The organism is Microaerobacter geothermalis (assembly GCF_021608135.1).
GTDB lineage: Bacteria > Bacillota > Bacilli > DSM-22679 > DSM-22679 > Microaerobacter > Microaerobacter geothermalis.
In genome coordinates, this window is sequence record NZ_JAKIHL010000012.1 from 22,602 (window position 1) to 47,202 (window position 24,601).

The following is a 24,601-nucleotide window of genomic DNA, read 5'->3' on the forward strand; positions in this document are numbered from 1 at the left end:
GAACAAACGCTCAGAATACCAAGAGGAGGGGTGGGCTATGAACTTTGATTTAACACAAGAACAACAGATGTTAAAGAAGATGGTAAGGGATTTTGCTGATGAGGTAGTGGCCGCCGGGGTGGAAGAAAGGGATCGAACAGGCCAATTTCCCATGGAGATTATCAAACAAATGGCAGAATTGGAGCTTCTCGGTCTCCCTTTTCCCGAAGAATACGGCGGAGGAGGAGCAGACACGGTCAGCTTTGCCATTACGGTAGAAGAGCTAAGCCGTGTATGCGGATCAGTTGGAATTACCTATTCTGCCCATATTTCACTAGGATGTGCTCCCATTTATTTGTTTGGGACTGAGGAGCAAAGGAAGGAATATTTACCCCCTTTATTTCGCGGGGAAACCCTTGGCGCCTTCGGTCTGACAGAACCCAATGCCGGTTCTGATGCCGGAGGAACCAGGACAACGGCCATGAAAGACGGGTCTGAATGGGTGATTAATGGTTCCAAGTGTTTTATAACCAACGCCAGCTATGCAAAATATCTGGCTTTAACAGCAGTAACAGACAAGGAAAAGGGGGCAAGGGGGATTAGTGCCTTTATCGTCCCAACCCATTCACCAGGTTTTCAAGTGATTGCAAACTATGAAAAAATGGGTCTTCACTCTTCAAATACGACTGAATTAATATTGGAGAATGTTCGTATACCGGAAGAAAATATACTGGGAAAAGAAGGGGAAGGATTTAAGCAGTTTTTAATTACCCTTGATGGGGGAAGAATCGGGATTGCAGCTATGGCAGTGGGCCTTGCCCAAGGTGCTTTTGAAAAAGCATTGCAGTATGCAAAGGAGCGGGTGCAATTTGGCCAATCCCTGTCCAAGTTTCAGGCCATCCAGCATAAATTGGCCAATATGGCCATGAACATTGAAGTGGCAAGAAATATGGTTTACAAGGCGGCTTGGTTGAAGGATCAAGGCCGTAAATTTACCAAGGAAGCTTCTATTGCAAAGCTGTTTGCCTCAGAGATGAGTACTCGGGTATGTGATGAAGCGATCCAGATTCATGGCGGATATGGATATATGCGTGAATATCATGTGGAAAGAATGTATCGGGATGCTAAACTTTTGGAGATTGGCGAAGGGACTTCCGAGATTCAACGAAACGTCATTGCCAGGGAAATCGGTTGTTAACGGTCCATATCACAAGAAGGGAAAAAGGAGTGTGAGGTACATTGGCTGAATTAATTTACAAAACCATCCCGCAAGTATTTGATGAAACAGTTGAGAAGTATGGTGATCGGGATGCCATCGTTTATATTGAAAGGGGGCTTCGTTACAACTACCGGCAGTTTCATCAGATCGTTCATCAAGTCGCGAAGGGATTCATGAAATTGGGAGTAGAAAAGGGTGAACATGTAGCCATTTGGGCAACCAATGTTCCGGAATGGGTAACCACCCAATTTGCAACCGCCAAAATGGGGGCGGTCTTGGTCACCGTAAATACCAGTTATCGCACCCATGAACTAGAATACCTTCTTCGACAGTCGGATTCTACCACTCTCCTTATGATTGATGGTTTCAGAGGAGCAAGCTATTTGGACATGGTTTATGAAATATGTCCGGAATTAATGGATTGTGAACCGGGTCAACTAAAGTCTGAAAGATTGCCGAAATTAAAAAATGTCATTTACATTGGAGAAGAAAGAAAGCCGGGGATGTTCCTGTGGGAAGATATTGTGAACATGGGGGATGGGATTTCTGACGAGGAATTGGCCAACCGTCAGAACCAGCTCCATTATGACGAAGTTATTAATATGCAGTATACGTCAGGAACAACCGGTTTTCCCAAAGGAGTCATGCTTTCCCATATGAATATCTTAAATAATGCCGTCAATGTGGCTGAATGCATGAATTTAACCTATGAGGATCGGCTCTGCATTCCCGTTCCCTTCTTTCACTGCTTTGGGTGCGTGATGGGTACCCTGGCCTGCGCTGCTTTGGGAGCCACGATGGTTCCTGTGATCGAGTTTAATCCTGAAACCGTACTAAAAGCCATCCAGCAGGAAAAGTGCACCGCGGTTCATGGGGTTCCGACCATGTTTATTGCAGAGTTAAATCATCCCAACTTTTCTTCCTATGATCTGTCATCCCTGCGGACAGGAATCATGGCAGGTTCTCCCTGTCCCATTGAAGTCATGAAAAAAGTAGTAGAACAGATGGGGGCAAGGGAGGTGACGATCGCTTACGGGCAGACGGAATCGTCCCCGGTGATTACCCAGACAAGAACCTCTGACAGTATTGAGCGTCGGGTATCAACAGTAGGTCGGGTACTGCCCAATGTAGAGGTGAAAGTGATTGATCCCGCCACGGGGGAAACTTTACCTCCTGGTGTTCAAGGAGAACTCTGCACCAGAGGGTATCTGGTCATGAAGGGCTATTACAATATGCCTGAAGCAACCTTAAAAGCCATCGATTCTGACGGATGGCTCCACACCGGAGATCTAGCCACGATGGATGAAGAGGGATATTTTAAAATTACTGGTCGTTTAAAGGATATGATCATTCGTGGAGGAGAAAATATTTATCCGAGGGAAATTGAGGAGTTTCTTTATACTCATCCAAAAGTATTGGACGTACAGGTTGTGGGGGTTCCTGATGAAAAGTACGGAGAACAGGTATTGGCTTGCATTAAGAAAAAGGACGGGGTGGAATTGACCCAGGATGAAATCCGTTCCTATTGTGAAGGGAAGATTTCCAAATTTAAGATTCCCCGTTATGTGATGATTGTAGAGGAGTATCCAATGACCGCATCGGGAAAAATTCAGAAGTTTAAATTGCGGGAAATGGCAATAAAGGAATTAGGTTTACAGCAGGCAAACGAAATAGAAACGGCTTAATTGTGAGATACAATGTTAAATAGTCTTTGGGACAGGGAACTTGGCATAAGCCAAGTTTTCTTTATTGTTAGTTCCAACCCTTTCGTTCGTTTTTTGTGTCAATTATGATTATAATGTGGTAAGAATAATTTTATCCAGTTTGAGGTGAAAAATGAATCATTCCATTCAGCTTTCAAAACGTCTTCATCAGATTGCTCAATATATCCCCAAAGGATGTCCCGTGGCCGATATCGGCTCCGATCATGCCTACCTTCCCACTTTTTTAGTTCAGGAAGGGATTTCTCCCTTTGTCATAGCCGGTGAAGTCAACCGGGGACCATGGAAATCAGCGAAAAAACAAATCGAACAGTCAGGCTTGTCCGCATACGTGGATGTACGGTTAGGCGATGGACTTTCCGTTGTTTCTCCTGAAGAAGTGGATGCAATTGTAATTGCCGGAATGGGAGGACCCCTGATGACTGAAATTTTAGAGGGAGGAAAAGGGAAACTGGATGCCGTCAAGCGATTGATTCTCCAGCCCAACGTAGGTGAAGAACTGGTGAGACGCTGGCTCTACCATCACCACTGGCAGCTGGTCGATGAATCCATTTTGGAAGAAGGAGGACGAATCTATGAAATAGTGGTGGCTGAAAAGGGAGATCGTGAGGCTCCCTATCTGAATCAACCCTGGGACAAAGAGGTTTTGTTTCATATTGGCCCCTTTCTTTGGAAAAGACAGCCATTGCTTCTTCGCATAAAATGGGAAGAAGAGCTGCGAAAGATGGAAAGGGTGGTAAAACAATTGGAGAGGAGCCACAGTATTGAGGCTCAGGAAAAAAAAGAGGACTTTAGTCAGCGAATATTAAGCATACAGGAGGTACTTTCATGTTTGCCAACGGACAAACCATTATCCAATACCTAGAACAGCTTGCGCCAAAGCACCTGGCAGTGGAAGGGGATCGCATCGGGCTCCAGGTAGGTACGTTAAATAAGGAAATAAAAAAAGTGATGGTTACCCTGGATGTTCAGGAGAATGTGGTTGATGAAGCGATTGATCAAGGGATTGACCTGATCATTTCCCATCATGCCCTCATTTATCGCCCGTTGAAACATTTGAGATTTGATATCCCGGGAGGGAAAATATTTGAAAAGCTGATTAAACATGATATCGCCGTGTATACCGCCCATACCAATCTGGATGCCGCCCATGGCGGGGTAAATGATCTCCTGATTCAGCCCTTGGGACTTGAAGAGGTCGAAATACTGGAGACAGGTTATGTTCAGCAGTTAAAGAAACTGGTGGTTTTTGTTCCAAAAACCCATCATGGTGAAGTACTTCATGCCATGGCAGAGGCAGGGGCCGGTTGGATTGGGAATTACAGCCATTGTACTTTCAATATCGAAGGTTTTGGCACATTCATGCCAAGGGAAGGGACCAACCCCTATATTGGCTCCCATGGGAATTTGGAAAAGGTGGAAGAAATCAGGATTGAAACCATCTTTCCGGCAGAAATTCAAAGCAAAGTTGTTCGTGCGATGATGAAAGCCCATCCCTATGAAGAAGTAGCCTATGACATTTATCCTTTGGATATCCCTGGAAAACCCTACGGAATTGGAAGGATTGGAAAACTTCCTCAGCCTGTATCTCTAAGGGAGCTGGCAGAAAAAGTAAAAACAGCGTACGGTGTTTCTGGTCTTAGGGTGGTAGGCGTCCTTGATGAAATGGTGCAAAAAGTGGCAGTGGTTGGCGGGGATGGCAATAGCTTTGTATCAAAGGCTTCGTTTAAAGGCGCAGATGTTCTAATCACAGGAGATATTTATTACCACACGGCCCATGATGCCTTAACCAGCGGATTAAACATTATTGATCCCGGTCATCATATCGAAAAAGTGATGAAGCAGGGCGTCGCCAATTTTTTAAAGGGAAAATTGGATGAGAACAAATACAAAACAGATGTCATCATCTCCCAGATATCGACGGACCCCTTTCAATTTCTATAAAGTTAACTATTCTAATTGACTCGTTAACACTTTTCCTTGATAATAAAGGAAATAAGTTAACTATATATAATTTAAAGTTAACTTTTTATTTTCACGGTACGCTTAAATGGGAGGAGAAGTGATGATGAACACACAGAAAGCTCAAGAAAAGGGGTTAAAAAATTGGGTGGAACGGGCAAGGGAAGTTCTGGAAGGACATGTTCTTCAACGGAAAGAAGCTTTGGCCATCCTGCAAACAAAGGATGAGGAAATTCTGGAACTATTGTCTGGAGCATATTTGATCCGTAGAAACTATTTTGGAAACAAAGTGAAGTTGAACTTGATTGCCAATGTGAAAAGCGGTCACTGTTCGGAGGATTGCGGCTATTGTTCCCAATCGAAGGATTCAACGGCACCTATTCAAAAATATACCATGCTTTCAAAGGATGAAATTGTAAAGGGTGCCCAAAAAGCCCTCGAAATGAATGCCGGTACATACTGTATTGTTGCTAGCGGGAGAAAGCCTACTGAACCAGAATTGGATCAGGTTATTGAAGCGGTCAAGGAGATAAAAAAAACGATGAAGATTAAGATTTGTGCATGCCTTGGCCTAATTACCGTTGATCAGGCCATTCGCTTAAAGGAAGCAGGCGTGGAAAGATTTAATCACAATATTAACACCAGTGAAGCCCATCATGGGAACATTACAACAACACATACCTATCAGGATCGCGTAAGAACCGTGGAGATTGTAAAAGCAACCGGAATGTCTCCCTGTTCAGGCTGTATTGTTGGAATGGGAGAGACTGATGAAGATATTGTGGATATGGCCTTTGCGTTACGGGAATTGGATGCCGACAGCATCCCGGTCAATTTTTTAACCCCAATTCCGGGAACAAAATTGGGAGGGTTGAATCAATTAACTCCAACTAGGTGTTTAAAAGTACTGGCCATGTTCCGGTTTGTCTGCCCTTCAAAGGAAATCCGTATTTCCGGGGGGAGGGAAGTGAATCTTCGTTCCCTTCAACCTTTGGGTTTATATGTTGGAAACTCTATTTTTATCGGAGACTATTTGACAACCGGCGGACAAGAAGCATCACAGGATTACCAAATGCTTGCCGATATGGGATTTGAAATGGAATAAATTCAGCTTGAAAGACCCATCTTTAGGAATTTTCCATAAAGATGGGTTTTGTTTTTTAATGTATTTTTCGAATCTATGCATAGAAAATGGAGGAATTTGTTTCCTTTTGCCGAATTTTTTGTTAATCACGCTTGCTAAGGGAGTCGAAAGATGGAAATCAAGTATATCAAAGAATCTAAAGAATTTTGTGAAAGAAGACATATGAATCCATTCCAAATTCCAACACCATCCAATTTTTTATCCCAGGGTGAGTTAAGGAAAAAACTAAAAGAGTATGATGATGTATTGTCTGTGGTGATTTTATTTGCTAGTAAGCTGATTTCCCTTATTAAGGATGATCCTTTATTAATTGTCGTGTCTGATGAACACGGGTTTATTTTGGAAATGTATGGGGATGAGATGATAAAAAAAAGGTGAATCAGATCGGAATTCATATCGGGGTTAAATTCTCCGAAGAAGAGATGGGAACCAACTCCATTTCATTAGCTCTAAAACATGACCATGTCGTTGAGGTGGTTGGAACAGACCACTATCATTATCATCTCCACCAATCTGCCTACTACTCGATACCCTTTCATTTTCCTGATATTAAAGACATAAGGGGAACCATTTCCATTATGACATCAATAGAGTATGCCAGTTCCTTATATGTTTCATTATTGTCAACGATGGTTGATTCCATTGAGAGGGAATTGCTGTTAAGAAAACAGAATGAACGGTTGGAGTTGTTCAATCAAATGATGATTCGTACAACAAGAAATGGAATCATCATTACGGACAACCAGGGGCGAGTCAATGAAATGAACGATTTCGCAGAAAAGCTGTTGGGCTATCCAAAAGAAAAGCTGCAAGGAAACAAGCTGTACCAATTGGAACCTATCGGGAAATATATCCGTTCCATTATATCGGAGGGGAAACCCTGTGAAAACGTTGAGTTGAAGCTTCATTCCAAGGAGGGTGGAAAACCGATTGTCTGCCTCTTCGATGCAGTTCCTATTTATGATGAGAACGATGAATTCTTTGGGGTAATTGTTCAATTCCGGGACATTACCGAGCGTTATGAATTGGAAAAGCAGATTATTTCTTCTGAAAAATTTTCAATTATTGGTAAACTGGCAGACGGATTGGCCCATGAAATCAGAAATCCGTTAACTACTGTATCTGGGTTTATTCATCTGTTAAAGGAGAGGTACTCATCAACAGAACCTGAGCAACAGTATCTGCATATTATTACGGATGAGCTGAGTCGGATGAATAAACTGGTTACGGATTTTGTGTTAACAGCTAAGCCGGACTCCCCGATACGAAAAGCATTAAATATAGATGAAGTCCTGGAAGAGACGGTCCAACTCATGAGAACACAAGCCATATTGTTCAACATCAGTGTTCATTATATTTCTTATCATGAACCTGTCATTGTGATGATCGATAAATCCCAGATGAAGCAGGTATTCATGAACATGATTCAAAATGCTATCGAATCGATGCCAAGGGGAGGGGAAATAACGGTTAAACTGGAACATTTGGCGGATCAGAATGAAACTAAAATAATGATACAGGATGAAGGAATCGGGATGGAAGAAGAAGAAATCAAACACATTTTCAACCCGTTTTATTCCACGAAGGAGGAAGGGCTGGGATTGGGCTTATCCATCTGTTACCGAATTATTGAAAATCATGGCGGCAGAATTGAAGTGATCTCCGACAAGAATAATGGATCCACCTTTACCATTGTCCTGCCCTGCCTAATGGAGAATAAGTGAAGGAGAGGGTGTTTCATATTGGTAATGGTTTCAACAATATTGGCAAACCATCTTAAACGATGGGAAGTCCAGTACAGGACATATCTAAACCATCCGGGTAAGAAGAGCTTAAATGCGCTACACTTTCATATTTTCTAAAAATTAAGTGTATGATTTGGTATAATGTTGTAAAAAAGATACGAGAGGGAGGGTCGATGATTTTGACATTCTCGCAGTTAGCACGTTTTATGGATAAGCATGGATTTAAGGAACTAAAAAGCCTTCATCAAGCGGTTGCCGATGATCCCTCCTGGTTTTGGGGAGAGATGGAGAAAGAAGTAGGCCTTACCTGGTTTCAACCCTATTCCCAAGTCATGGATACTTCACAGGGTATTCCGTGGACGAAATGGTATGTGAACGGAAAGATGAATTTAACTTATGATGCTCTGGATAAACATGCCCAAGGGGAATCCGCAACCAAACCAGCGTTGATTTGGGAAGGAGATGGAGGAGAAAACCGCAGGGTAACCTATTCTGAATTATACAAGACGGTTAACCGGTTTGCCTATGGATTAAAAAGCCTGGGAGTGAAAAAGGGAGATCGGGTTGTCATGTATCTGCCCATGATCCCTGAGACAGCCGTTGTTCTGTTGGGGACTGCCAAGATCGGTGCCATTGTCATCCCTGTATTCTCCGGATATGGCGCAGAAGCCGTGGCCACAAGAGTGAATGACAGTCAAGCCAAGGTGATGGTAACAGCCGATGGATTTTTCCGTCGGGGGAAAAGGGTAGATATGTTTCATGAGGCAAAACGTGCCGCTGCCCTTTCTCCATCCCTCACTCATCTGGTTGTTGTCGACCGTACAGGAGCTTTAGAGATTGATCAGAGCCAATCGTCCCCATTGCTAGTCGGTTATGATCTCCTTTTAAATCAACAATCGGATGAGATGAAAGCTGAACCTATGGATAGTGAAGATCCGTTTTTGTTGATTTATACATCCGGCACTACCGGAAAACCGAAGGGGACCGTTCATGTCCATGCCGGTTTTCCCTTTAAGGCGGCTCAGGATATGATGTTTTCCTTTGACTTTGCCAAGGATGATATCCTGTTTTGGATTACCGATATGGGTTGGATGATGGGGCCTTGGATGGTATATGGCGCTCTGTTGTTGGGTGGAACGGTTCTTCTCTTTGAGGGAACACCCGATTATCCACAACCGGATAGAATGTGGTCTTTGGTGGAAAAGCACAAGGTGACTCATCTTGGAGTTTCACCCACAGCGATACGCAGCTTAATGACCCACGGCACGTCTTGGGTGGAAAAGCATGACCTTTCTTCCTTAAAGGTATTCGGCTCAACAGGCGAACCATGGAATCCAACTCCATGGGAATGGCTCTATGAACAAGCAGGCAAAGGGAAGTGTCCCATCATCAATTATTCCGGAGGGACAGAGATTTCCGGAGGAATCATCGGCTGTTTTCCTGGTTTGCCCCAGAAGCCCTGTTCATTTCACGGGCCTATTCCCGGGATGGTGGTGGATGTGGTAAATGAAGAGGGAGAATCGGTCAGAGGAGAAGTAGGGGAACTGGTGATTAAACAGCCGTGGCCCGGAATGACCCGCGGTTTCTGGCAGGACCCCGAACGCTATGAAAAGACCTATTGGAATAAGTGGCCTAATGTATGGGTCCATGGAGATTGGGCCCGCATAGATGATGAGGGATTTTGGTATATTGAGGGGCGAAGTGATGATACGTTAAAAATTGCCGGAAAACGGGTAGGTCCGGCCGAATTGGAGTCCATTTTGGTGTCCCATCCTGTTGTGGTTGAAGCGGCCGTTGTTGGTGTGCCGGACGAGGTGAAGGGAACATCTGCCGTTGGTTTTGTCGTCCCGAGGTGGGATGAGTGTTCCGATGAAATGGAAGAGAAATTGGAAGGGGAGTTAATGGAATTGGTTGCCCAAAATCTTGGGAAACCGTTAAAACCGAAAGCGATTCATTTTGTTCACGAGCTTCCCCGCACGAGGAATGGGAAAATTTTAAGGCGGGTGATTCGGTCCGCATATTTGGGGAAAGAAGCTGGAGATCTGTCATCCTTGGAAAATCCCCAGGCTGTCCAACGGATAAAAGAGATCAATGCAGGAAATTAGCTGATCTTTTGTCCGATGGCTAAGTGCTACTAAGACTCCCGATGGAACTAAAGAATTTACACGTCCGCTAGCCGAGTTCAGCGAGAAGTAATCAATGTCCGCTCCGAGACTAAAGAACGGAGCCCTCAAACACATCCGGGTACTTCGATGATGGAACTCGAAGGCTGTCCTTAGTAAATTCATTAGTTCCATCCATCCATATATTTGGGAGATAAGTGGCACTAAGCCCTTGGATAAGTTGTCGACAAAAACGCAGCGTCCTGCTGCATTGTCGACATTGGCACGTCCTGTGCGGCACAACTAAACTACAGATGGAGAAAATCACTCCATCTGTAGTAAGTTTTTTTTATCGGATTTGGTCAAATAAAGGGCTTAGGTCTATGGAAACGCAGGAAAATAAATCAGAGGTGAGGGTATCTCCTTCGCCATACGTTGCATTCAGGAGAAACCTCCCATTTTCCAATACAAATTGATCGACGGTAAAATGAACAGGGTCAACGATCCAATATTCCTTCACTCCAAAACGCTCATACTGGGCTTTTTTGCGGATTTTATCATTCTGGCTTGTGCTTGGTGATAAAATTTCCGCAACCAAATCAGGGGCGCCTTCAATTCTCGCTTCCTTAATAATCTCTGAATTCTCATGCAGGATAAAAATCAAGTCCGGCTGAAAAATGTTTCCCTCATCAAGATAAACATCCATTGGGGCAAATATGATCACCCCGTTATTGTGACAGGTAGCGTCTAGGGATTTATGAAGATATCCAAGGATCCTTTGATGTTTTACCGTTGGGGATGGCTTTAAGTCATAACGAATGTTGTTGATGATTTCATACCTTTCTTCAATAAAAGGATAGTGTTTCGGGATGTTTGCCTCTTGATAGGCCTCTTGCTGTTCTTTTACGACTTTTTGTGACTTCTCTGAGGGTGTGCTGCTCATGATGACTCCCTCCTTAATCTTGAAAATTCACTTAAGTCCAGTATAACTTACCGGGTGTATCAGGACAATGATATGAAATTACGGCAAAATCACAATATTGGTTGTTACAGGCCGCTCTTGTCCGTCGGAGGGGCGGTTTAATAGTTTTCCTTTGAAAACCAGGGTGGAAGAACCGCCGCCATCCAGGTTGTAGGCATCTATCACTTTCCAGCTCATCAACTTCTCTTGTATTTCCTCAAGGGTTGCGCCAATACTCCAGCGGGGCTGGCGGCCATCAATCACCATAAAGAAGAGATCGCCATTAACAAATTGTCCCAGGATGGTTCTAGGGTGTCTCTGATTCTGCCAATCCTTCGGAATGGGGAGAGGTTTCCCGTCCTTGATTAAAATTGGGAGGAAGCTGACCCCGGATTGGGGCTCCAATTGGGCCAGTGCTTCCTTACTTTTAAAATAGCCGCCGATCAAACTCCCCCCTTTAGAAAAACCTGAGAAAAACACATCGTCCCCCCTTGGAAAGAAGCCGCTCAACCATTTCCCGTCTACAATGGTTGTTCCAATCGGTTTGTTTTTAATTTCTCCTTGCTCAATGGTTTCATAGAAGCCACCACCATTGACTGCAAAGATGGCATTCATCCGCCTTGCCGCTTCACTGGTGGTTTCCGTTTCTCCCCAACGATCTTTTGCCAGCACCACCCGAATGGCGGATGGATCCTTCAGCTTTACTTTTGCCACGTGTCCCCTGTATGGTTTTCCGATTACGGCAAAAAGCTGAATCTTTACCCGATCTGATTCATAAGTATCTAAAATAGGTCCCAATCGTTCAATGATCTGCTCCTCGATAATTGTATCGGCTAGTCCGCTCTGGACTTTGCTTTTTTCTATTAACTCCTGAATCAGGTCTTGCTGGCTTACAAAGGTGCTCTTCAGTTCTTCAAGGGAAAGCTGAATCGAACTTGTCTTTTCAACGATTGAGTTTGTTTTGTTGCGAAGCTCCTTTAATTGGGATTGAAAGGTTTCAGTATTCACTAAGAGACGGTTTTGTTCTACATGAAATGGTATGGGATGAAGGGATAAAGCTAATAGAAAACCGATGACAGGTGCACTCAAGAAGAATAAAAAACGATTTAAATACCAAATGATGCGTCTAACCACGGGTATTCTCCTTTAGCTTCTGCAAGGACTTTTTTAATTCTTCCAGTTGTTTGTCCAACTCAGTGATCCGGTTGATCAGAGCTTCGCGGGTTGTGTTGGAATCGGATAATTGTGAATCCGTTTGATTGATGGATTCCTCAATCAACTGCAATTCAAATTCCAGAGATTTCATTTGTTCTGTCATTCGTTGAAGCTGAAGAGCGTTGCTTTCTTTCACATCATCAATCGATTGCTGAAGGGCTGCAGTAGATTGGTTAATCAGCGAGAAGCCAAGGCGATATCCGCCATAGGCTAAACTGGCCCAAACCAGAACGGAAAGAAAGAATACCATGATCGTTTTCCCTGTTCGGCGGCTTTTTTTTGATTTTTTTCTGCGGCTAAGCTCGGTTGTTGAAAGATTCTGTTCCATAGAATGTTGACTCTCCATAGATATCCTCTCCTCAGAAAATCAGTTTTTACTGATCAGAACTATATGGTTTAAAGCGGACGTGAATCACTTCTTGCTCGAATTCGACTAGCGGACATGTCAATCTTTGGTTCCACATCTATTGTCTTAACTGATCAAAAAATTACTTACACTTGTCCATGGTCACATAGAAAATCGTTTTCTTTTAGTATATGGGGTTTTTGAGAGGATGCCAATGTGGTAAAAGTTGCATAAGGGATCATTTTAGGAGAAAATGGACAGTAGAATCAGGAATGGGGGAGAAATATGGGACGGATCTGGTTTAATTTAACTTTTATTGCCGTGATTTTGTTTTTGGTCGTTTTATTTAAATTCTTTGTAAAATCCATTTTTTTAGCCATAATCATATCTGTTATCGTTGCCCTGTTTTATGCATTTCAATTTGGAAAAAGAAAAAGAAATGACTCTTAGAGAAATGATCCTTAGGGGGGAGTATAGTGAAGGAAGCTTTTTTTTCATTTTTTTCATTGCCTGGGGATGTTTATCTAAGAATCTTTATCAGTGCAGTGGTCGGTTTCCTCATTGGATATGAAAGAACCTCAAAAAACAAGCCGGCCGGAATACGCACCTATTCCTTTGTCTGTATGGGCTCTACCTTGGTTATGATTATTTCTATTTATGGAGTGGAGCAGGTAGTCGGGAGTTTGACACTTCCCAAACAAAGCAATGTGGTGCAAGACCCCATGAGGCTGGCTTCTCAGGTGGTTTCCGGATTGGGTTTCCTTGGCGGGGGACTGATTCTCAAATATGGAAAGAATATTAAAGGGCTCACTTCTGCGGCTCAGCTTTGGGCAACAGGCATGATCGGTTTAGCTATTGGAGCCAATTTGCTTGATGTTGTCCTTATGGTGATGGTGGCCATGTATTTGGTGATAAAAATTTCTTCCTATCTGGAAAAGAGAGGGTTCCTCCCCCATAAAACAGAAGAGGAGGAACATGATTAAGACGTAACTTCATCTCTAATGGTGAGAATGGAAAGTTTATTTGCCGCTGGTGATGATGAAAAATTTTATGAATGATTTGGGATTCCTTTTCCATTTAACCAGGCGGCAAAAAAATCGTCCAAGGAATTGCCAAATATTTTTTCCGCTACTCTTTGGACATCTGTTGCTTGAATGATTTTAGACTGATAATCCCTATACAAACTTTTGAGTAATTGGGAGAAAGCATCATCTCCGATTTTTTCCCTAAGTGAGAACAAGAACAGGCTCCCTTTTCCATAGGCTTGTCTCCAGTAGGGCCCCCAGTCTGAAAATTGGGAAGTAGAAAAGGATAAGGTAGTTCCTTCATTTAATATTCTGCCGTGAAGCCCTTTCTTTAACTGTTGGTAATAACGAGTCAAGTTATCCCCTTGAATAAATTCATCGGTCAGATAGGTGGCAAAACCTTCATCAAGCCAGGGTTCCCTCACTTGGTCATTTCCTATTAAATTATAAAACCATTGGTGGGCCACTTCATGGATAATCGTATTTAGACCCTCTGGATTCATCCGGTCTTCCCTGATCAACACCATTCCAGGATACTCCATTCCAGTAATAAACATGTTATTTTCTAAGAGATCCAATTCTTTATATGGATAGGGGCCAACCCTGCGGGAAAAATACTCTATTGATCGGGCCACTTGATTCAGAAGCTGGTCAACGGTTTTGTCATCGGCCTTTCGATAATAGAAATGGATGAGGGTCCCGTTATCTGTACTTAAGGTCTGAACTTTGTATTCTTTCACAATAGCGAACAGAAAATCCCTTACATTTTCTGCTTCAATCCAATATTTGACCCAATCGTCATCATCTACAGCCTCTGTTTTCGTTTTTTCTCCTGTAGCTATGACTTCCCAACCTTTAGGCACCATTAGTTTTATCTTATAGTCAGCTATATTGGAAACATATGGTTCTCCAATGGGGTAGTAGGGATAGGACAACCATTCCCCATTATCATATACACCAAAGGAAGGCAATACGTTGCCGAACCATTGGGCGTTAGGGGTACTTCCTACCCGATGTCGGATATCTGGAATATCCGCGGAGAACTGCAAATCAATTGGGAAGGAATCCCCTGGGTGCAAAGGTTGGGGGAGATCGATGATTACGGATAAAGTGTTTTCTAAAAAAGATAAAGGGACTCCTTCGGAAGTAATTTGATTGATGGAGATTTTTCCATATTTTTTGCCGTGGGGATATGCTTTTCCAGCAAACCTTGGCAATACCGGATTTCCATCATAATTACTTGAAAAAGCATTTAAATAAAGCTGCAAAACAATAGAATAAAGGTCATCTTTCGAATCGTTTACATATACTAATGACCCATTTCCCGTTAGTATTTTTTTTTCAGGGTCATAGGTTAGTGAATAGTCATAAAAATTACGAATCCATTTTAAATTCATTTCCTGGGAAAAGCCAGAGGTTATTTCCGGTGCTGTCGTGATTTCGCTATCATTGGCAATATTTTCATTGGTAGTGTTTTTATTGGCGGAACAGCCGGGAAGACTAAGGATGATGCTGAATATCACCATCACGAAGAGGACGACTCCTCGAATTTCGTCTAATTTTTGAATCATCACATTGGATCTCCCCCTCTGTGATAAATTTCATAGCAAATAAATGGTGAATGAGATATGTAAAGTATAAACTAGTTTTTTGTAAAAGGGGAGTGGATAGATTGAGAAAGAGATATGTAAGAATGATGCTGTTGGGCATTCTTGTTGCAGGTTTCATTAGCGGCTGTACTTCTGAAAGAAATAATGGCACAGATTTGGTGGCTAAAGTGAATGATGAAATGATTACAAGAGCTGATTTGGATTATCAAGTGAAATTAGACCAGCTTCAGTTTGCCATTAACGAAGAAGATATACGGAAAAACTTTACGGGAAGCGAGTTGGAGGGTAGATTATCAGATTTGAACAGGGAGAAGAATGCCTATACGGAAAAAAATGCATTGATGAAAATGATTCGGTTCATCGCCATGACCAACATTGCTAAAAAGGAAAACATGTCTGTTACCGATGAAGAAGTGAAAGAAAGGCTGGACAGTTATATCGATCAGCTGGAGATCTATGGGGCTTATCAGAAGTTTATTAAGGAAATGGGAGAAAATAAATTTAAAGCCAGGGAAAAGGAAAAAATGAAAGATGTCATTTTAATTGAAAAGGTAACAGAAAAGTTAAAGGGGAAAGTGGCAAAAGAAAATCCTGGGGTAGATGAACAGCACCTTTCCTTCCTGGCGAAAAAAGCCTTTGATGATATTGTCGTTCAAGAGCTGGACAACTCAAAAGTAGAAATTTATCTGGAAGATAAATAATCGTTCTTAAGTATAAGACGGAACGAAAGCATTCACAAAGGACAGCCCTCTAGTTCCGTCTATACCTACAAAGTCATTTACCATACCCTGTAGCTAACCGTTTATGGATAACGGAAATTATTAGAACTCCTGTCCTAAAATTCCCCTCCAAAAACCTCGTAGATCAGTAATCCGTTTAGGAACAGGATGATCGCAGCTACCAGGATCACCAGGATGGTGGTTATTTTTTTATTTACATATTCTCCCATCAACTTTTTGTTCCTTGTAAACCAGATGAGAGGAATAATTGTAAAAGGTAGCTGCAAACTTAAAATAACCTGGCTTAAGATCAGGGCCTTTAAAGTATTGACTCCCATTCCAATGATCACTAAGGCAGGAATCATGGTAATAAATCGTCCTAGCCACATGGGAATTTTCCGATGTAGAAATCCTTCCATAATATACTGACCAGCCATGGTCCCTGTTACCGAAGAGGAAAGCCCAGATGACAATAGGGCAATAGCAAAGGCCGTACCAGCAAATCCCCCCAGCAATGGAACCAAGGTAGCTTGGGCTTCTTCAATGGAAGTCACCCCTACTCCATTGGCAAAAAATACAGCTGCAGACATGATGATCATCGCTGAGTTAATAAACCATGCCGTATTTAACGCCACTACGGAATCCAGGACAGAATACCTGAATAATCTTTGATTATGTGCCGGATCATGGGGCTTCAGCCGATGCTTCACAATGGCGGAGTGAAGAAAGATGTTATGGGGCATAACCGTTGCCCCTAGCATGCCGATGGCGACAAATATACTAGCTGAATCAATTTGTGGAACAAATACATGATAGGCCACCTGTCCCCAATCCGGTTTGGCCAGGAATAATTCAAGGACATAAACCCCGGCGACGATTCCCACCAATCCAAAAATAATGAACTCAATTTTTCTAAATCCGTATCGGTGTAACGCGAGAACAAGAAAGGTAAACACCGCAGCCAACAGGGCTGATTGCATCATGGGCAGGCCAAATAAGATATAAAATCCCAGTGCAGCTCCGAGGAATTCAGCTAAATCAGTAGCCATAGCCGCCAATTGGGCCGTCACCCACAGAAAAAAGGAGAGGGGTTTTGAAAAATGCTCTCTGCAGTTTTCTGCTAAAGATTTTCCAGTGGCAATGCCTAATTTTGCAGAAAGTACCTGCAACAATATGGCCATAAGATTGCTTAAAAGAAGAACCCATAGCAGCTTGTATCCAAAGCTTGCGCCTCCCTCAATATTGGTTGCCCAGTTTCCTGGATCAATATATCCAACACTGACTAAATAGGCAGGGCCGATAAACGGAAATGCCTTTTTTAGTGAGAACGACTTTATTTGTTTTTTTAACAGGGAGAGTAAGGACTGTTGAGTTAACAAATGTTCTTGATTCAAGTTGTGCACCACCTTATTTTTTTATAGAACGACAAAAAGTTTCCCCTATGCAAAACATTATATTAAAATAATTTTAATTTGTGAATGGGAAGATAAGCCCAAATGTGCAAATATCCATAAAAAAATAAAAGGAATAATCATCAAAAAATAGAAATGGATAAGTGGAGAAGAAAGAATAGGAGAGGGGTTGTATGTATGACAGAAAAATTCATGGCTTTTATCGTGAATAAAACAGAGGAATCTTTTTCGGCCGGCATGAGGGAGATCTCGTTAGATGATCTTCCAGAAGGAGAGGTGACCATTCAAGTTGCTTATTCTAGTGTCAATTACAAGGATGGATTAGCCAGCATTCCAAATGGAAAAATTGTTCGTTTCTACCCATTCATTCCTGGAATTGATCTGGCGGGAACTGTGGTTTCATCAACAGATCATCGCTTCAAAGAGGGAGACGAGGTGATAGCCACCAGCTACGAGCTGGGAGTTTCCCATTTTGGCGGTTTCAGCCAGTTTGCAAGGGTTCCTGGAGATTGGGTGGTTCCTTTGCCTAAAGGACTCACATTAAAAGAAGCGATGATTTATGGCACAGCTGGATTTACGGCCGCTTTATCCATTCAGCGAATGGAAGAGAATGGTTTAAAGCCGGAAGACGGCCCTGTCCTGGTTACCGGCGCAACGGGTGGGGTGGGAAGTATGGCGGTGGCCATGCTCTCCAGACTTGGTTATCATGTAGTAGCCAGTACCGGCAAGGAGTCTGAACATGACTACCTTCGTCAGTTGGGAGCGAAAGAAGTTTTATCCCGGGAAGAATTATCGCCAGAAAAAATAAAACCCTTGGATAAACAGCGATGGGCTGGAGCAATTGATCCGGTAGGAGGGAATACCCTTGCTTATGTATTAAGCACAATCAAGTATGGCGGGTCTGTGGCCTCCTGCGGCTTAACGGGAGGCGGGGAATTTTCTACCTCAGTATATCCATTTATTCTTCGTGGCATCAATCTATTAGGAATCGATTCGGTCTATTGTCCAATGGTTACCAGGGCCAATCTATGGAATCGGATGGGGTCCGATTTAAAGCCTGATGATCTGGATCAAGCAGCGAATGAAATTACCCTGGAAGAGCTGCCAAATATTTTGGCCGCGATCCTGAAAGGCCAGGTTCGCGGACGTACCGTTGTTAAAATCAATTAGATATTTCCTATAGCATTGAAATAAAAGAGTCTTTCTCCAAGATTCAGGCCTTTTTTTGCAAGTATGAATTGCTTCCCAAAATCCATCCAAATTTGCATGAATTTCTGCTATGCTTTTTGTAAGGGAAAATGAAAGGATGGACATGGTCATGAACATTCTTGTCGTTGAAGATGATCAAAGCGTTTGTCAGATGTTAGAGTTATTTCTTTCCAAAGAAGGCTATCAACCTGTATTCGTACATCATGGAGATGAAGCACAGAAAATGCTTGAACAGCAATCATGGGACTTTGTGATCCTTGACTGGATGCTTCCTGGAACGGACGGGATCACCCTTTGCAAGAAATTGCGACAAACATCGGATATACCCTTAATCATGCTGACAGCAAAGGATACGGAAGCAGACCAAATCCTTGGCTTGGAATTGGGAGCAGATGACTATATTACAAAACCTTTTAGTCCACTTGCCTTGCTGGCCAGAATTAAAGCGGTCTGCCGAAGGAAAAATGCTTCCCAGCCTGGGATTCCAGAACCGGGAGACAGGCGGATTCAGGTTTATGATCAAACAAGGGAAGTTTTCATTGATGGTGTGAAAATCAATGGGTTAACGGCAAAGGAATTTGATATCCTTTCTTTTCTCTCTAAACACCCGAAGCAGGTGTTTACAAGAGAGCAACTGCTGGAAAAATTGTGGGGATTTGACTTTTATGGGGACGAAAGAACGGTGGATGTACATATTAAACGTCTAAGAAAAAAAATTTCCACTTCAGATCATCAGTGGATCCATACGGTATGGGGAGTAGGCTACAAGTGGGATGAGGAAGAGTCATCATGAAGAAAAGTATTTTTAGCAAATTCATTTTGAATCATGTGATTGTGCTCCTGCTCTCTTTTGTTCTCCTATTTGGATTTTTGATGAAGTTCGTTACCAATTATGCCTATGAACAGAAGCTTGCAGAGTTAAACCAGTTGGCCAAAAATGTGAAACAACTTCTTAAAGAACAGAAAAGATTGACTGATGACAACGGATTGGAACTGATAAAAAACTTTGCCGAACAGCGTGGCATCCGTATTGCCCTTCTCAACAGAAATGGACAGATCGTTGGTAACTCGGGTGTAAGCAATGGGTTCTTTACTTCTTTTCGCCTTTCTGAAGAGGAAATAGCCCGTTTAAAAAGCGGAAAGCCGGTTGGCCAGCTCAAGGAACTGCGCCGGTTCAAAGAACCTGCAACCCTGCTCATTTATCCGCTGCGTTCTCCCAAGAAGGAACAGCCCCTGTTCCTTATCCTTGCTTCTCCATTGAAGGGAACAAAGGAGGCAGCTGCTCAGTTTAATCTATTGCTGCTTAAAACAGGCCTCATCTCATTTATCATTGCTCTGGTTCTTAGCTGGTTTCTTTCAAAGGGGATGGCGAGACGGCTTTTTCTATTGCGGCAATTTGCCAAACAGGTGGCATCAGGTTATTGGGATCAAGTAACTCCCATTCCAGTTCATAAAGAGGATGAGATTTCTCAGCTGGCAAGGGATATGAATATCATGGGTGAAAGACTGAGGGAGAGCCATCAGCAGCTGTTAATCATGGAAAAAAGGAGACAGCAATTTACAGCTGATGTGACCCATGAATTAAGAACACCCCTTACCTCCATAAGGGGGCTAATTGAAGGAATGAGAAAAGGGCTTGTTGAAGAGAAGGACAAGGATAAATATTTAGCCATAATGGAAAAGGAGACCATGAGATTGATCCGTCTCATCAACGAATTGCTGGACCTGGAAAAAATTCGTTCCGGGAAAATTGAATTAAAAAAAGAAGTCCATTCATTAAATGACATTCTGGAAATCGTGATAGAGCAGCTTCAACCTCTGGCGGATGAGAAAGGGGTGGGTCTCAATTATGAGATCCAATCAGAAACGACCATTTTTGGTGATTATGACCGCCTTCAGCAAATCTTTATGAACCTGATCAAAAATGGAATTCAGTTTACCGAAAGGGGCCAAATAGAAGTGAATGGCTGGATGACAGATCAAGGGACGATGGTGACCATCCAAGATTCTGGAGTAGGCATTCCTCCTGATCATTTATGTGACATCTGGGACCGCTTTTATAAAATTGACCCTTCGAGGACAAAATCCAAAGGGGAATCAGGCCTTGGACTCGCCATCGTTAAACAGTTGGTGGATGCACATCAGGGGGATATTCGTGTAGAAAGCACGCCAGGTGTAGGAACGAAGTTTACCCTGATGTTTCCCGTTCAGTAGATTTGCATAAAGAAAACCCGCCGGAAGTATAAAGGAAACTTACTTCAGGTGGAGTTTTATGACACACATGGAGGTGCTAACTTCGACGTTGCAACAGGACGTGCCAATGTCGACAATGCAGCAGGACGCTGCGTTTTTGTCGACAACTTATCCAGGGGCTTAGCGCCACTTATCCCCCAAATATATGGATGGATGGAACTAAACTTACATGACCCGAAGGGTCACAAATTGATATGAAAAGGTATTTTCATATCAAAGAATTTTACTAAGGACGGCCTTCGAGTTCGTGCGAAGCTACGGGGCTAGAGAACGGGAATTAGCCCTCAAACTGACTCCATCATCGAAATACCCGGATGTTTTTGAGGGCTCCGTTCTTTAGTCTCGGAGCGGACTTTAATTACTTCCCGCCGAACTCGACTAGCGGACGTGTAAATTCTTTAGTTCCATCGGGAGTCTTAGTGGCGGTTAGCCATCGGATAAATAAAAGATTTATACTTACAAGAAAAAACCTCTGAGACAGAAGATAGACTCAGAGGTTTCTTCAGTTTGTCTGAAGCAGCCCGATTACTGCACAATTGACAGCAGCTTTTCCATGTTACTTCTTAGCTGATTCAACAGTTCGATCCTTGTTTCCTGGATGCGGATAACATTATCCAAGTTGGCCAGCATGGCGTCGGCATCCCGGTTTTCTTTATTGGCTTTAAACTGTTCTTTTTGTTCCTGCATAGATTCCCTTATCTCTTTCAATGCTTCCCTGTCAGCCTTAATGACTGCGAGCTGGTCTTTAATCTGGGTCTGTAATTCCTCCGAGATTCCCTCTGGGTTTGACCGAAGGGCATTTATTTTCTCCCTGACTTCTGTATTAAGAGAGAGAATTTCCTCTCTCAGGGAAAGAACAGTTTGTCGGTTTTCCCTGATGATCTGGTGTTTCTCTTGAAATGCCCCTTTATACTCTTTCCATTTTTCCCCTTTGGCTTTTAAATCTCCCCACGCTGCTTGCCATTCTTCTTTCTGGGCTTTCAACTCCTCCCTTTTTTCTTGAAACTTGCTTTTTACCCCGCTTGTCATTGAATCCACAGGTGAATTCTGCGTGAAATCCTCGGCATATCCGCTTACTGCCATTCCAAGAACAATCACAAGCCCCAAAACCAATGACATCAACTTTTTCATCCTAAATTCCTCCTTCGATATTCTTTATTTTTTGACAAAGGAGATCTCCCCTGCTGATTTCAGCATAAAGGGAAAAAATGACGAAAGTATGACGAAAGTAAGAAAAAAAAGGGAAGAAATTCACCGTTCTTCCCGCTATTCTATTCTTTAGAGAATAGACACCTGATAAGAAACCATAATCAACCAGAGGGCATGCATGAAATGGAGAGGCCATTTTTTGTGTATTTAATAAATCTTTACAAACCGTTAATAGCGGCTTTGAGTTCCTCCAGGATTGAAGTTTTTTCCTTGGCATCACATCCAAATGTGCCGAAGATCGTAGGTCGTCCGACAGAAAAATAGATCAACCCATATTTCTCACAAATGGCTTCCATTTGTTTTAGTGAAAAGATATTTCTGCCGTCCACAATCAGAGGGAGGCGCAATTTCTGGCTGATTCTCTCCCAATCCAAATGGCGGAACTGCTCCCATTCCGTCAAGATCACTATGGCATCGCAAAATTGAATAGCCGAGTATTCATCATGGCATAGGGTGATGTCTTTCAAAGGATAGTCATGGACAAGGGGATCATATGCCCGAATGATGGCCCCTTCCTTTAAGCATTGGCGGATAACCGACAGGGAAGGCGCTTCCCGAATATCATCCGTCATTGGCTTAAAGGACAATCCCAAGATGGCAATCCGCTTCTGATTCAATGAGCCAAGGGAATGGCGCAGCTTTTTGATGATCAGCTGAGACTGCTCCTTGTTAATTTTTACAGCGGCCTCAACCAGAGGAAGTTCGTGATCCAATCGCTTGCCAAGGGCAAGAAGGGCACTGGTATCCTTTGGTAAACAGGAACCTCCATACCCGATTCCCGCCTGAAGAAAGGAAGGACCAATCCGCCGATCCAATCCCATTCCTCTGGCTACCTCATCCACGTTGGCTCCCACTTTCTCGCTGAGCCCGGCAATCATATTAATATAGGAAATTTTCATCGCCAAAAAGGTATTGGAGGCATATTTGATCATTTCTGCACTTCGTCTGTCGCAAAACTGGATGGGAACCGAGAAATCTTTATAGATTAGAGACATAGTTTTTCTTGCCCTTGAACTGGAGCAGCCTATAACAATTCTGTCAGGATGAAGGAAATCGTAAACGGCATTTCCCTGGCGCAGGAATTCCGGGTTGCTGACGACCTCAAAATGAAGAGGATCTGAAGACAAATGTCGAAGAACGGCTTCTACCTCATCCGATGTCCCAACAGGGACTGTACTTTTAATCACAATGGTTTTATCACTCTGGCTAACCGTTGCGATTTGCACCACAATGGACCACAGTTGGGAGAGGTCGGCATTTCCATCAGGGAGGGAGGGGGTTCCGACAGCAATAAACAGGACCTCTGATTCTTGAATGGCCTGGGCCATGTCCGTTGTAAATTGAATACGGTTCTCATTCCTGGCCCCATCTATGATTCCTTTTAATCCATGCTCCCAAATGGGGAGTCCGCCTGACTGTAACGTTGCAATTTTTTCCACGGAGATATCGGCACAAATGACATCATGCCCCATGTGGGCCAAACAAGCTCCGGTCACCAAGCCGACGTAACCTGTGCCAATCACGGTAATCTTCATATGGACACCTCCTGTCTATACTGTAGCAATAATTCGTCAAAAATGGCATTCCAAGATTTGCATGTCAGATTATCGTATCGAATGAATGGCAGATAAAATGGAAAAAATACCAGAAACTCTTATTATCTTAACAAAACCTTAACAATTCCATTATACTAGCTCAATAATTGGCTGGTATATTAGAAATCGTGAAAGGCAATGCAAAAATATAAGGAGGGTTTTTCAGTGAATGGTCTTAAGAAATCATTTGTTGTACTAGGAATTTTTGCACTAACTATGATTTTGTTGGTGGGTTGCGGAGCAGCCAACGATCAAAAAACTGAAGAAAAAGCGGCGGAAACCAAATTATCTGGAGAAATTCAAATTGATGGTTCCAGCACGGTTTTCCCCATCTCTGAAGCGGTTGCCGAAGAATTTATGGCTGCAAATCCTGATGTTCGCGTAAACGTTGGGGTATCCGGTACTGGTGGAGGTTTTAAGAAGTTTACCGTAGGGGAAACGGATATCAGCGATGCCTCCCGTCCTATTAAAGATTCTGAAGCGCAAAAGGCAAAAGAAAACGGCATTGAATATATTGAAATTCCTGTGGCTTTTGACGGACTTTCTGTAGTAGTAAATCCTGAAAATGATTTTGTTGATTACTTGACCACTGAAGAATTAAAGAAAATTTGGGAGCCAAACAGCCAGGTAACCAAATGGAGTCAAGTTCGTGAAGGTTGGCCCGATGAAGAAATCAAATTATACGGACCTGGAACAGATTCCGGAACATTCGATTACTTCACTGAAGTAATTAATGGAGAAGATGGTGCCAGCCGTTCTGATTATACTGCCAGTGAAGACGACAACGTCCTTGTGCAAGGTATTGCCGGTGATAAATATTCCCTTGGATATTTCGGATATGCTTACTATATTGAAAACAAAGATAAAATTAAAGTAGTACCGATTGATGGCGGGAACGGCCCTATTGAACCAACTGATGAAACAGTGAATAATGGGACTTATGCCCCGCTATCTCGCCCGATATTCATCTATGTAAGCAAAAAATCCTTACAACGCCCTGAAGTGAAAGCTTTCGTAGAATACTACCTAACCGAAGGACCAAACTTTGTTCCCGAAGTAGGATATGTGCCACTGCCACAAGATATGTATGAAAAAAGTCTTGCAGAAGTTCAAGCAGTAAAATAAAGTAATAAAGGGACATGAATCGTTGTGGTGCCCCGAGGAGGATTTCCTTG

General features: G+C 42.9%; 22 protein-coding genes. 15 read left to right on the forward strand and 7 right to left on the reverse strand.

The features are described 5' to 3' along the window. The first annotated feature begins 37 nt into the window (after nucleotides 1-37). The 8 genes from L1765_RS06780 to L1765_RS06815 all read left to right on the forward strand — a co-directional run bounded on the left by L1765_RS06780 (nucleotide 38) and on the right by L1765_RS06815 (nucleotide 9,875). On the forward strand, nucleotides 38-1,177 hold the full coding sequence (locus L1765_RS06780) for an acyl-CoA dehydrogenase (RefSeq protein ID WP_236405900.1): 1,140 nt from the start codon (nucleotides 38-40) through the stop codon (nucleotides 1,175-1,177). Nucleotides 1,178-1,230: 53 nt separating this feature from the next. Beyond that, a complete protein-coding gene (locus L1765_RS06785; RefSeq protein WP_407942218.1) occupies nucleotides 1,231-2,883 on the forward strand; it encodes an AMP-binding protein in 1,653 nt (550 codons plus the stop codon). Between the two features lie 151 nt (nucleotides 2,884-3,034). Beyond that, complete coding sequence (locus L1765_RS06790; protein WP_236405902.1) at nucleotides 3,035-3,784, forward strand: tRNA (adenine(22)-N(1))-methyltransferase; 750 nt, start codon at nucleotides 3,035-3,037, stop codon at nucleotides 3,782-3,784. Further along, a complete protein-coding gene (locus tag L1765_RS06795; RefSeq protein ID WP_236405904.1) occupies nucleotides 3,748-4,863 on the forward strand; it encodes a Nif3-like dinuclear metal center hexameric protein in 1,116 nt (371 codons plus the stop codon). Before L1765_RS06790 ends, L1765_RS06795 begins: the two co-directional genes overlap by 37 nt. A gap of 124 nt (nucleotides 4,864-4,987) precedes the next feature. Continuing rightward, nucleotides 4,988-5,986, forward strand: coding sequence for a biotin synthase BioB (gene bioB, locus L1765_RS06800; protein ID WP_236405958.1), 999 nt, complete (start codon nucleotides 4,988-4,990; stop codon nucleotides 5,984-5,986). 150 nt (nucleotides 5,987-6,136) lie between these two features. Continuing rightward, nucleotides 6,137-6,403: a hypothetical protein gene (locus L1765_RS06805; RefSeq protein ID WP_236405906.1), complete on the forward strand. Its 267-nt coding sequence runs from the start codon at nucleotides 6,137-6,139 to the stop codon at nucleotides 6,401-6,403. Continuing rightward, nucleotides 6,400-7,749, forward strand: a complete 1,350-nt coding sequence (locus L1765_RS06810; RefSeq protein ID WP_236405907.1) for an ATP-binding protein — start codon at nucleotides 6,400-6,402, stop codon at nucleotides 7,747-7,749. The genes L1765_RS06805 and L1765_RS06810 overlap by 4 nt, the downstream gene beginning before the upstream one ends. Before the next feature lie 194 nt (nucleotides 7,750-7,943). Then, nucleotides 7,944-9,875, forward strand: a complete 1,932-nt coding sequence (locus tag L1765_RS06815; RefSeq protein ID WP_236405909.1) for an AMP-binding protein — start codon at nucleotides 7,944-7,946, stop codon at nucleotides 9,873-9,875. 346 nt (nucleotides 9,876-10,221) lie between these two features. Here the strand turns inward: L1765_RS06815 and L1765_RS06820 are convergent, their stop codons facing one another. The 3 genes from L1765_RS06820 to L1765_RS06830 form a co-directional block, all read right to left on the reverse strand. Continuing rightward, nucleotides 10,222-10,815 (reverse strand): Uma2 family endonuclease, encoded by a 594-nt coding sequence (locus tag L1765_RS06820; protein WP_236405910.1) that lies wholly within the window; start codon nucleotides 10,813-10,815, stop codon nucleotides 10,222-10,224. A 78-nt stretch (nucleotides 10,816-10,893) separates the two neighbouring features. Beyond that, the gene (locus L1765_RS16105; protein WP_236405911.1) at nucleotides 10,894-11,967 is read right to left on the reverse strand and encodes a phosphodiester glycosidase family protein; all 1,074 of its coding nucleotides are present in this window, start codon (nucleotides 11,965-11,967) and stop codon (nucleotides 10,894-10,896) included. Then, the gene (locus tag L1765_RS06830) at nucleotides 11,960-12,394 is read right to left on the reverse strand and encodes a hypothetical protein (protein ID WP_236405912.1); all 435 of its coding nucleotides are present in this window, start codon (nucleotides 12,392-12,394) and stop codon (nucleotides 11,960-11,962) included. Before L1765_RS06830 ends, L1765_RS16105 begins: the two co-directional genes overlap by 8 nt. 285 nt (nucleotides 12,395-12,679) lie before the next feature. Between L1765_RS06830 and L1765_RS06835 the strand changes: the two genes are divergently transcribed. After that, entirely contained in the window at nucleotides 12,680-12,844 is a 165-nt protein-coding gene (locus L1765_RS06835) for a hypothetical protein (protein WP_236405913.1), read from the forward strand. A 26-nt stretch (nucleotides 12,845-12,870) separates the two neighbouring features. Further along, the gene (locus L1765_RS06840) at nucleotides 12,871-13,377 is read left to right on the forward strand and encodes an MgtC/SapB family protein (RefSeq protein ID WP_236405914.1); all 507 of its coding nucleotides are present in this window, start codon (nucleotides 12,871-12,873) and stop codon (nucleotides 13,375-13,377) included. Between the two features lie 65 nt (nucleotides 13,378-13,442). Here the strand turns inward: L1765_RS06840 and L1765_RS06845 are convergent, their stop codons facing one another. Then, nucleotides 13,443-14,990 (reverse strand): M1 family metallopeptidase, encoded by a 1,548-nt coding sequence (locus L1765_RS06845; protein WP_236405915.1) that lies wholly within the window; start codon nucleotides 14,988-14,990, stop codon nucleotides 13,443-13,445. Between the two features lie 101 nt (nucleotides 14,991-15,091). On the opposite strand from L1765_RS06845, the gene L1765_RS06850 reads away from it, so the two are divergent. Next, nucleotides 15,092-15,730: a SurA N-terminal domain-containing protein gene (locus tag L1765_RS06850; RefSeq protein WP_236405916.1), complete on the forward strand. Its 639-nt coding sequence runs from the start codon at nucleotides 15,092-15,094 to the stop codon at nucleotides 15,728-15,730. A 134-nt stretch (nucleotides 15,731-15,864) separates the two neighbouring features. Here L1765_RS06850 and L1765_RS06855 read toward each other — a convergent pair whose 3' ends face one another. Further along, nucleotides 15,865-17,142 (reverse strand): Nramp family divalent metal transporter, encoded by a 1,278-nt coding sequence (locus L1765_RS06855; protein ID WP_236405917.1) that lies wholly within the window; start codon nucleotides 17,140-17,142, stop codon nucleotides 15,865-15,867. Between the two features lie 195 nt (nucleotides 17,143-17,337). Between L1765_RS06855 and L1765_RS06860 the strand changes: the two genes are divergently transcribed. From L1765_RS06860 to L1765_RS06870, 3 genes are all read left to right on the forward strand, one after another. Further along, nucleotides 17,338-18,330, forward strand: coding sequence for an NADPH:quinone oxidoreductase family protein (locus tag L1765_RS06860; RefSeq protein WP_236405918.1), 993 nt, complete (start codon nucleotides 17,338-17,340; stop codon nucleotides 18,328-18,330). Nucleotides 18,331-18,478: 148 nt separating this feature from the next. Further along, nucleotides 18,479-19,162 carry a response regulator transcription factor gene (locus tag L1765_RS06865; RefSeq protein WP_236405920.1) on the forward strand — a complete coding sequence of 228 codons (684 nt, stop codon included), beginning with the start codon at nucleotides 18,479-18,481 and terminating at the stop codon, nucleotides 19,160-19,162. After that, nucleotides 19,159-20,583, forward strand: coding sequence for a sensor histidine kinase (locus tag L1765_RS06870; RefSeq protein ID WP_236405922.1), 1,425 nt, complete (start codon nucleotides 19,159-19,161; stop codon nucleotides 20,581-20,583). The genes L1765_RS06865 and L1765_RS06870 overlap by 4 nt, the downstream gene beginning before the upstream one ends. 564 nt (nucleotides 20,584-21,147) lie before the next feature. Here L1765_RS06870 and L1765_RS06875 read toward each other — a convergent pair. Beyond that, a complete protein-coding gene (locus L1765_RS06875; protein ID WP_236405924.1) occupies nucleotides 21,148-21,753 on the reverse strand; it encodes a hypothetical protein in 606 nt (201 codons plus the stop codon). A 236-nt stretch (nucleotides 21,754-21,989) separates the two neighbouring features. Further along, the gene (locus L1765_RS06880) at nucleotides 21,990-23,366 is read right to left on the reverse strand and encodes a UDP-glucose dehydrogenase family protein (RefSeq protein ID WP_236405925.1); all 1,377 of its coding nucleotides are present in this window, start codon (nucleotides 23,364-23,366) and stop codon (nucleotides 21,990-21,992) included. Between the two features lie 198 nt (nucleotides 23,367-23,564). Between L1765_RS06880 and L1765_RS06885 the strand changes: the two genes are divergently transcribed. Further along, entirely contained in the window at nucleotides 23,565-24,551 is a 987-nt protein-coding gene (locus tag L1765_RS06885; RefSeq protein ID WP_407942217.1) for a PstS family phosphate ABC transporter substrate-binding protein, read from the forward strand. Nucleotides 24,552-24,601: the final 50 nt, after the last annotated feature.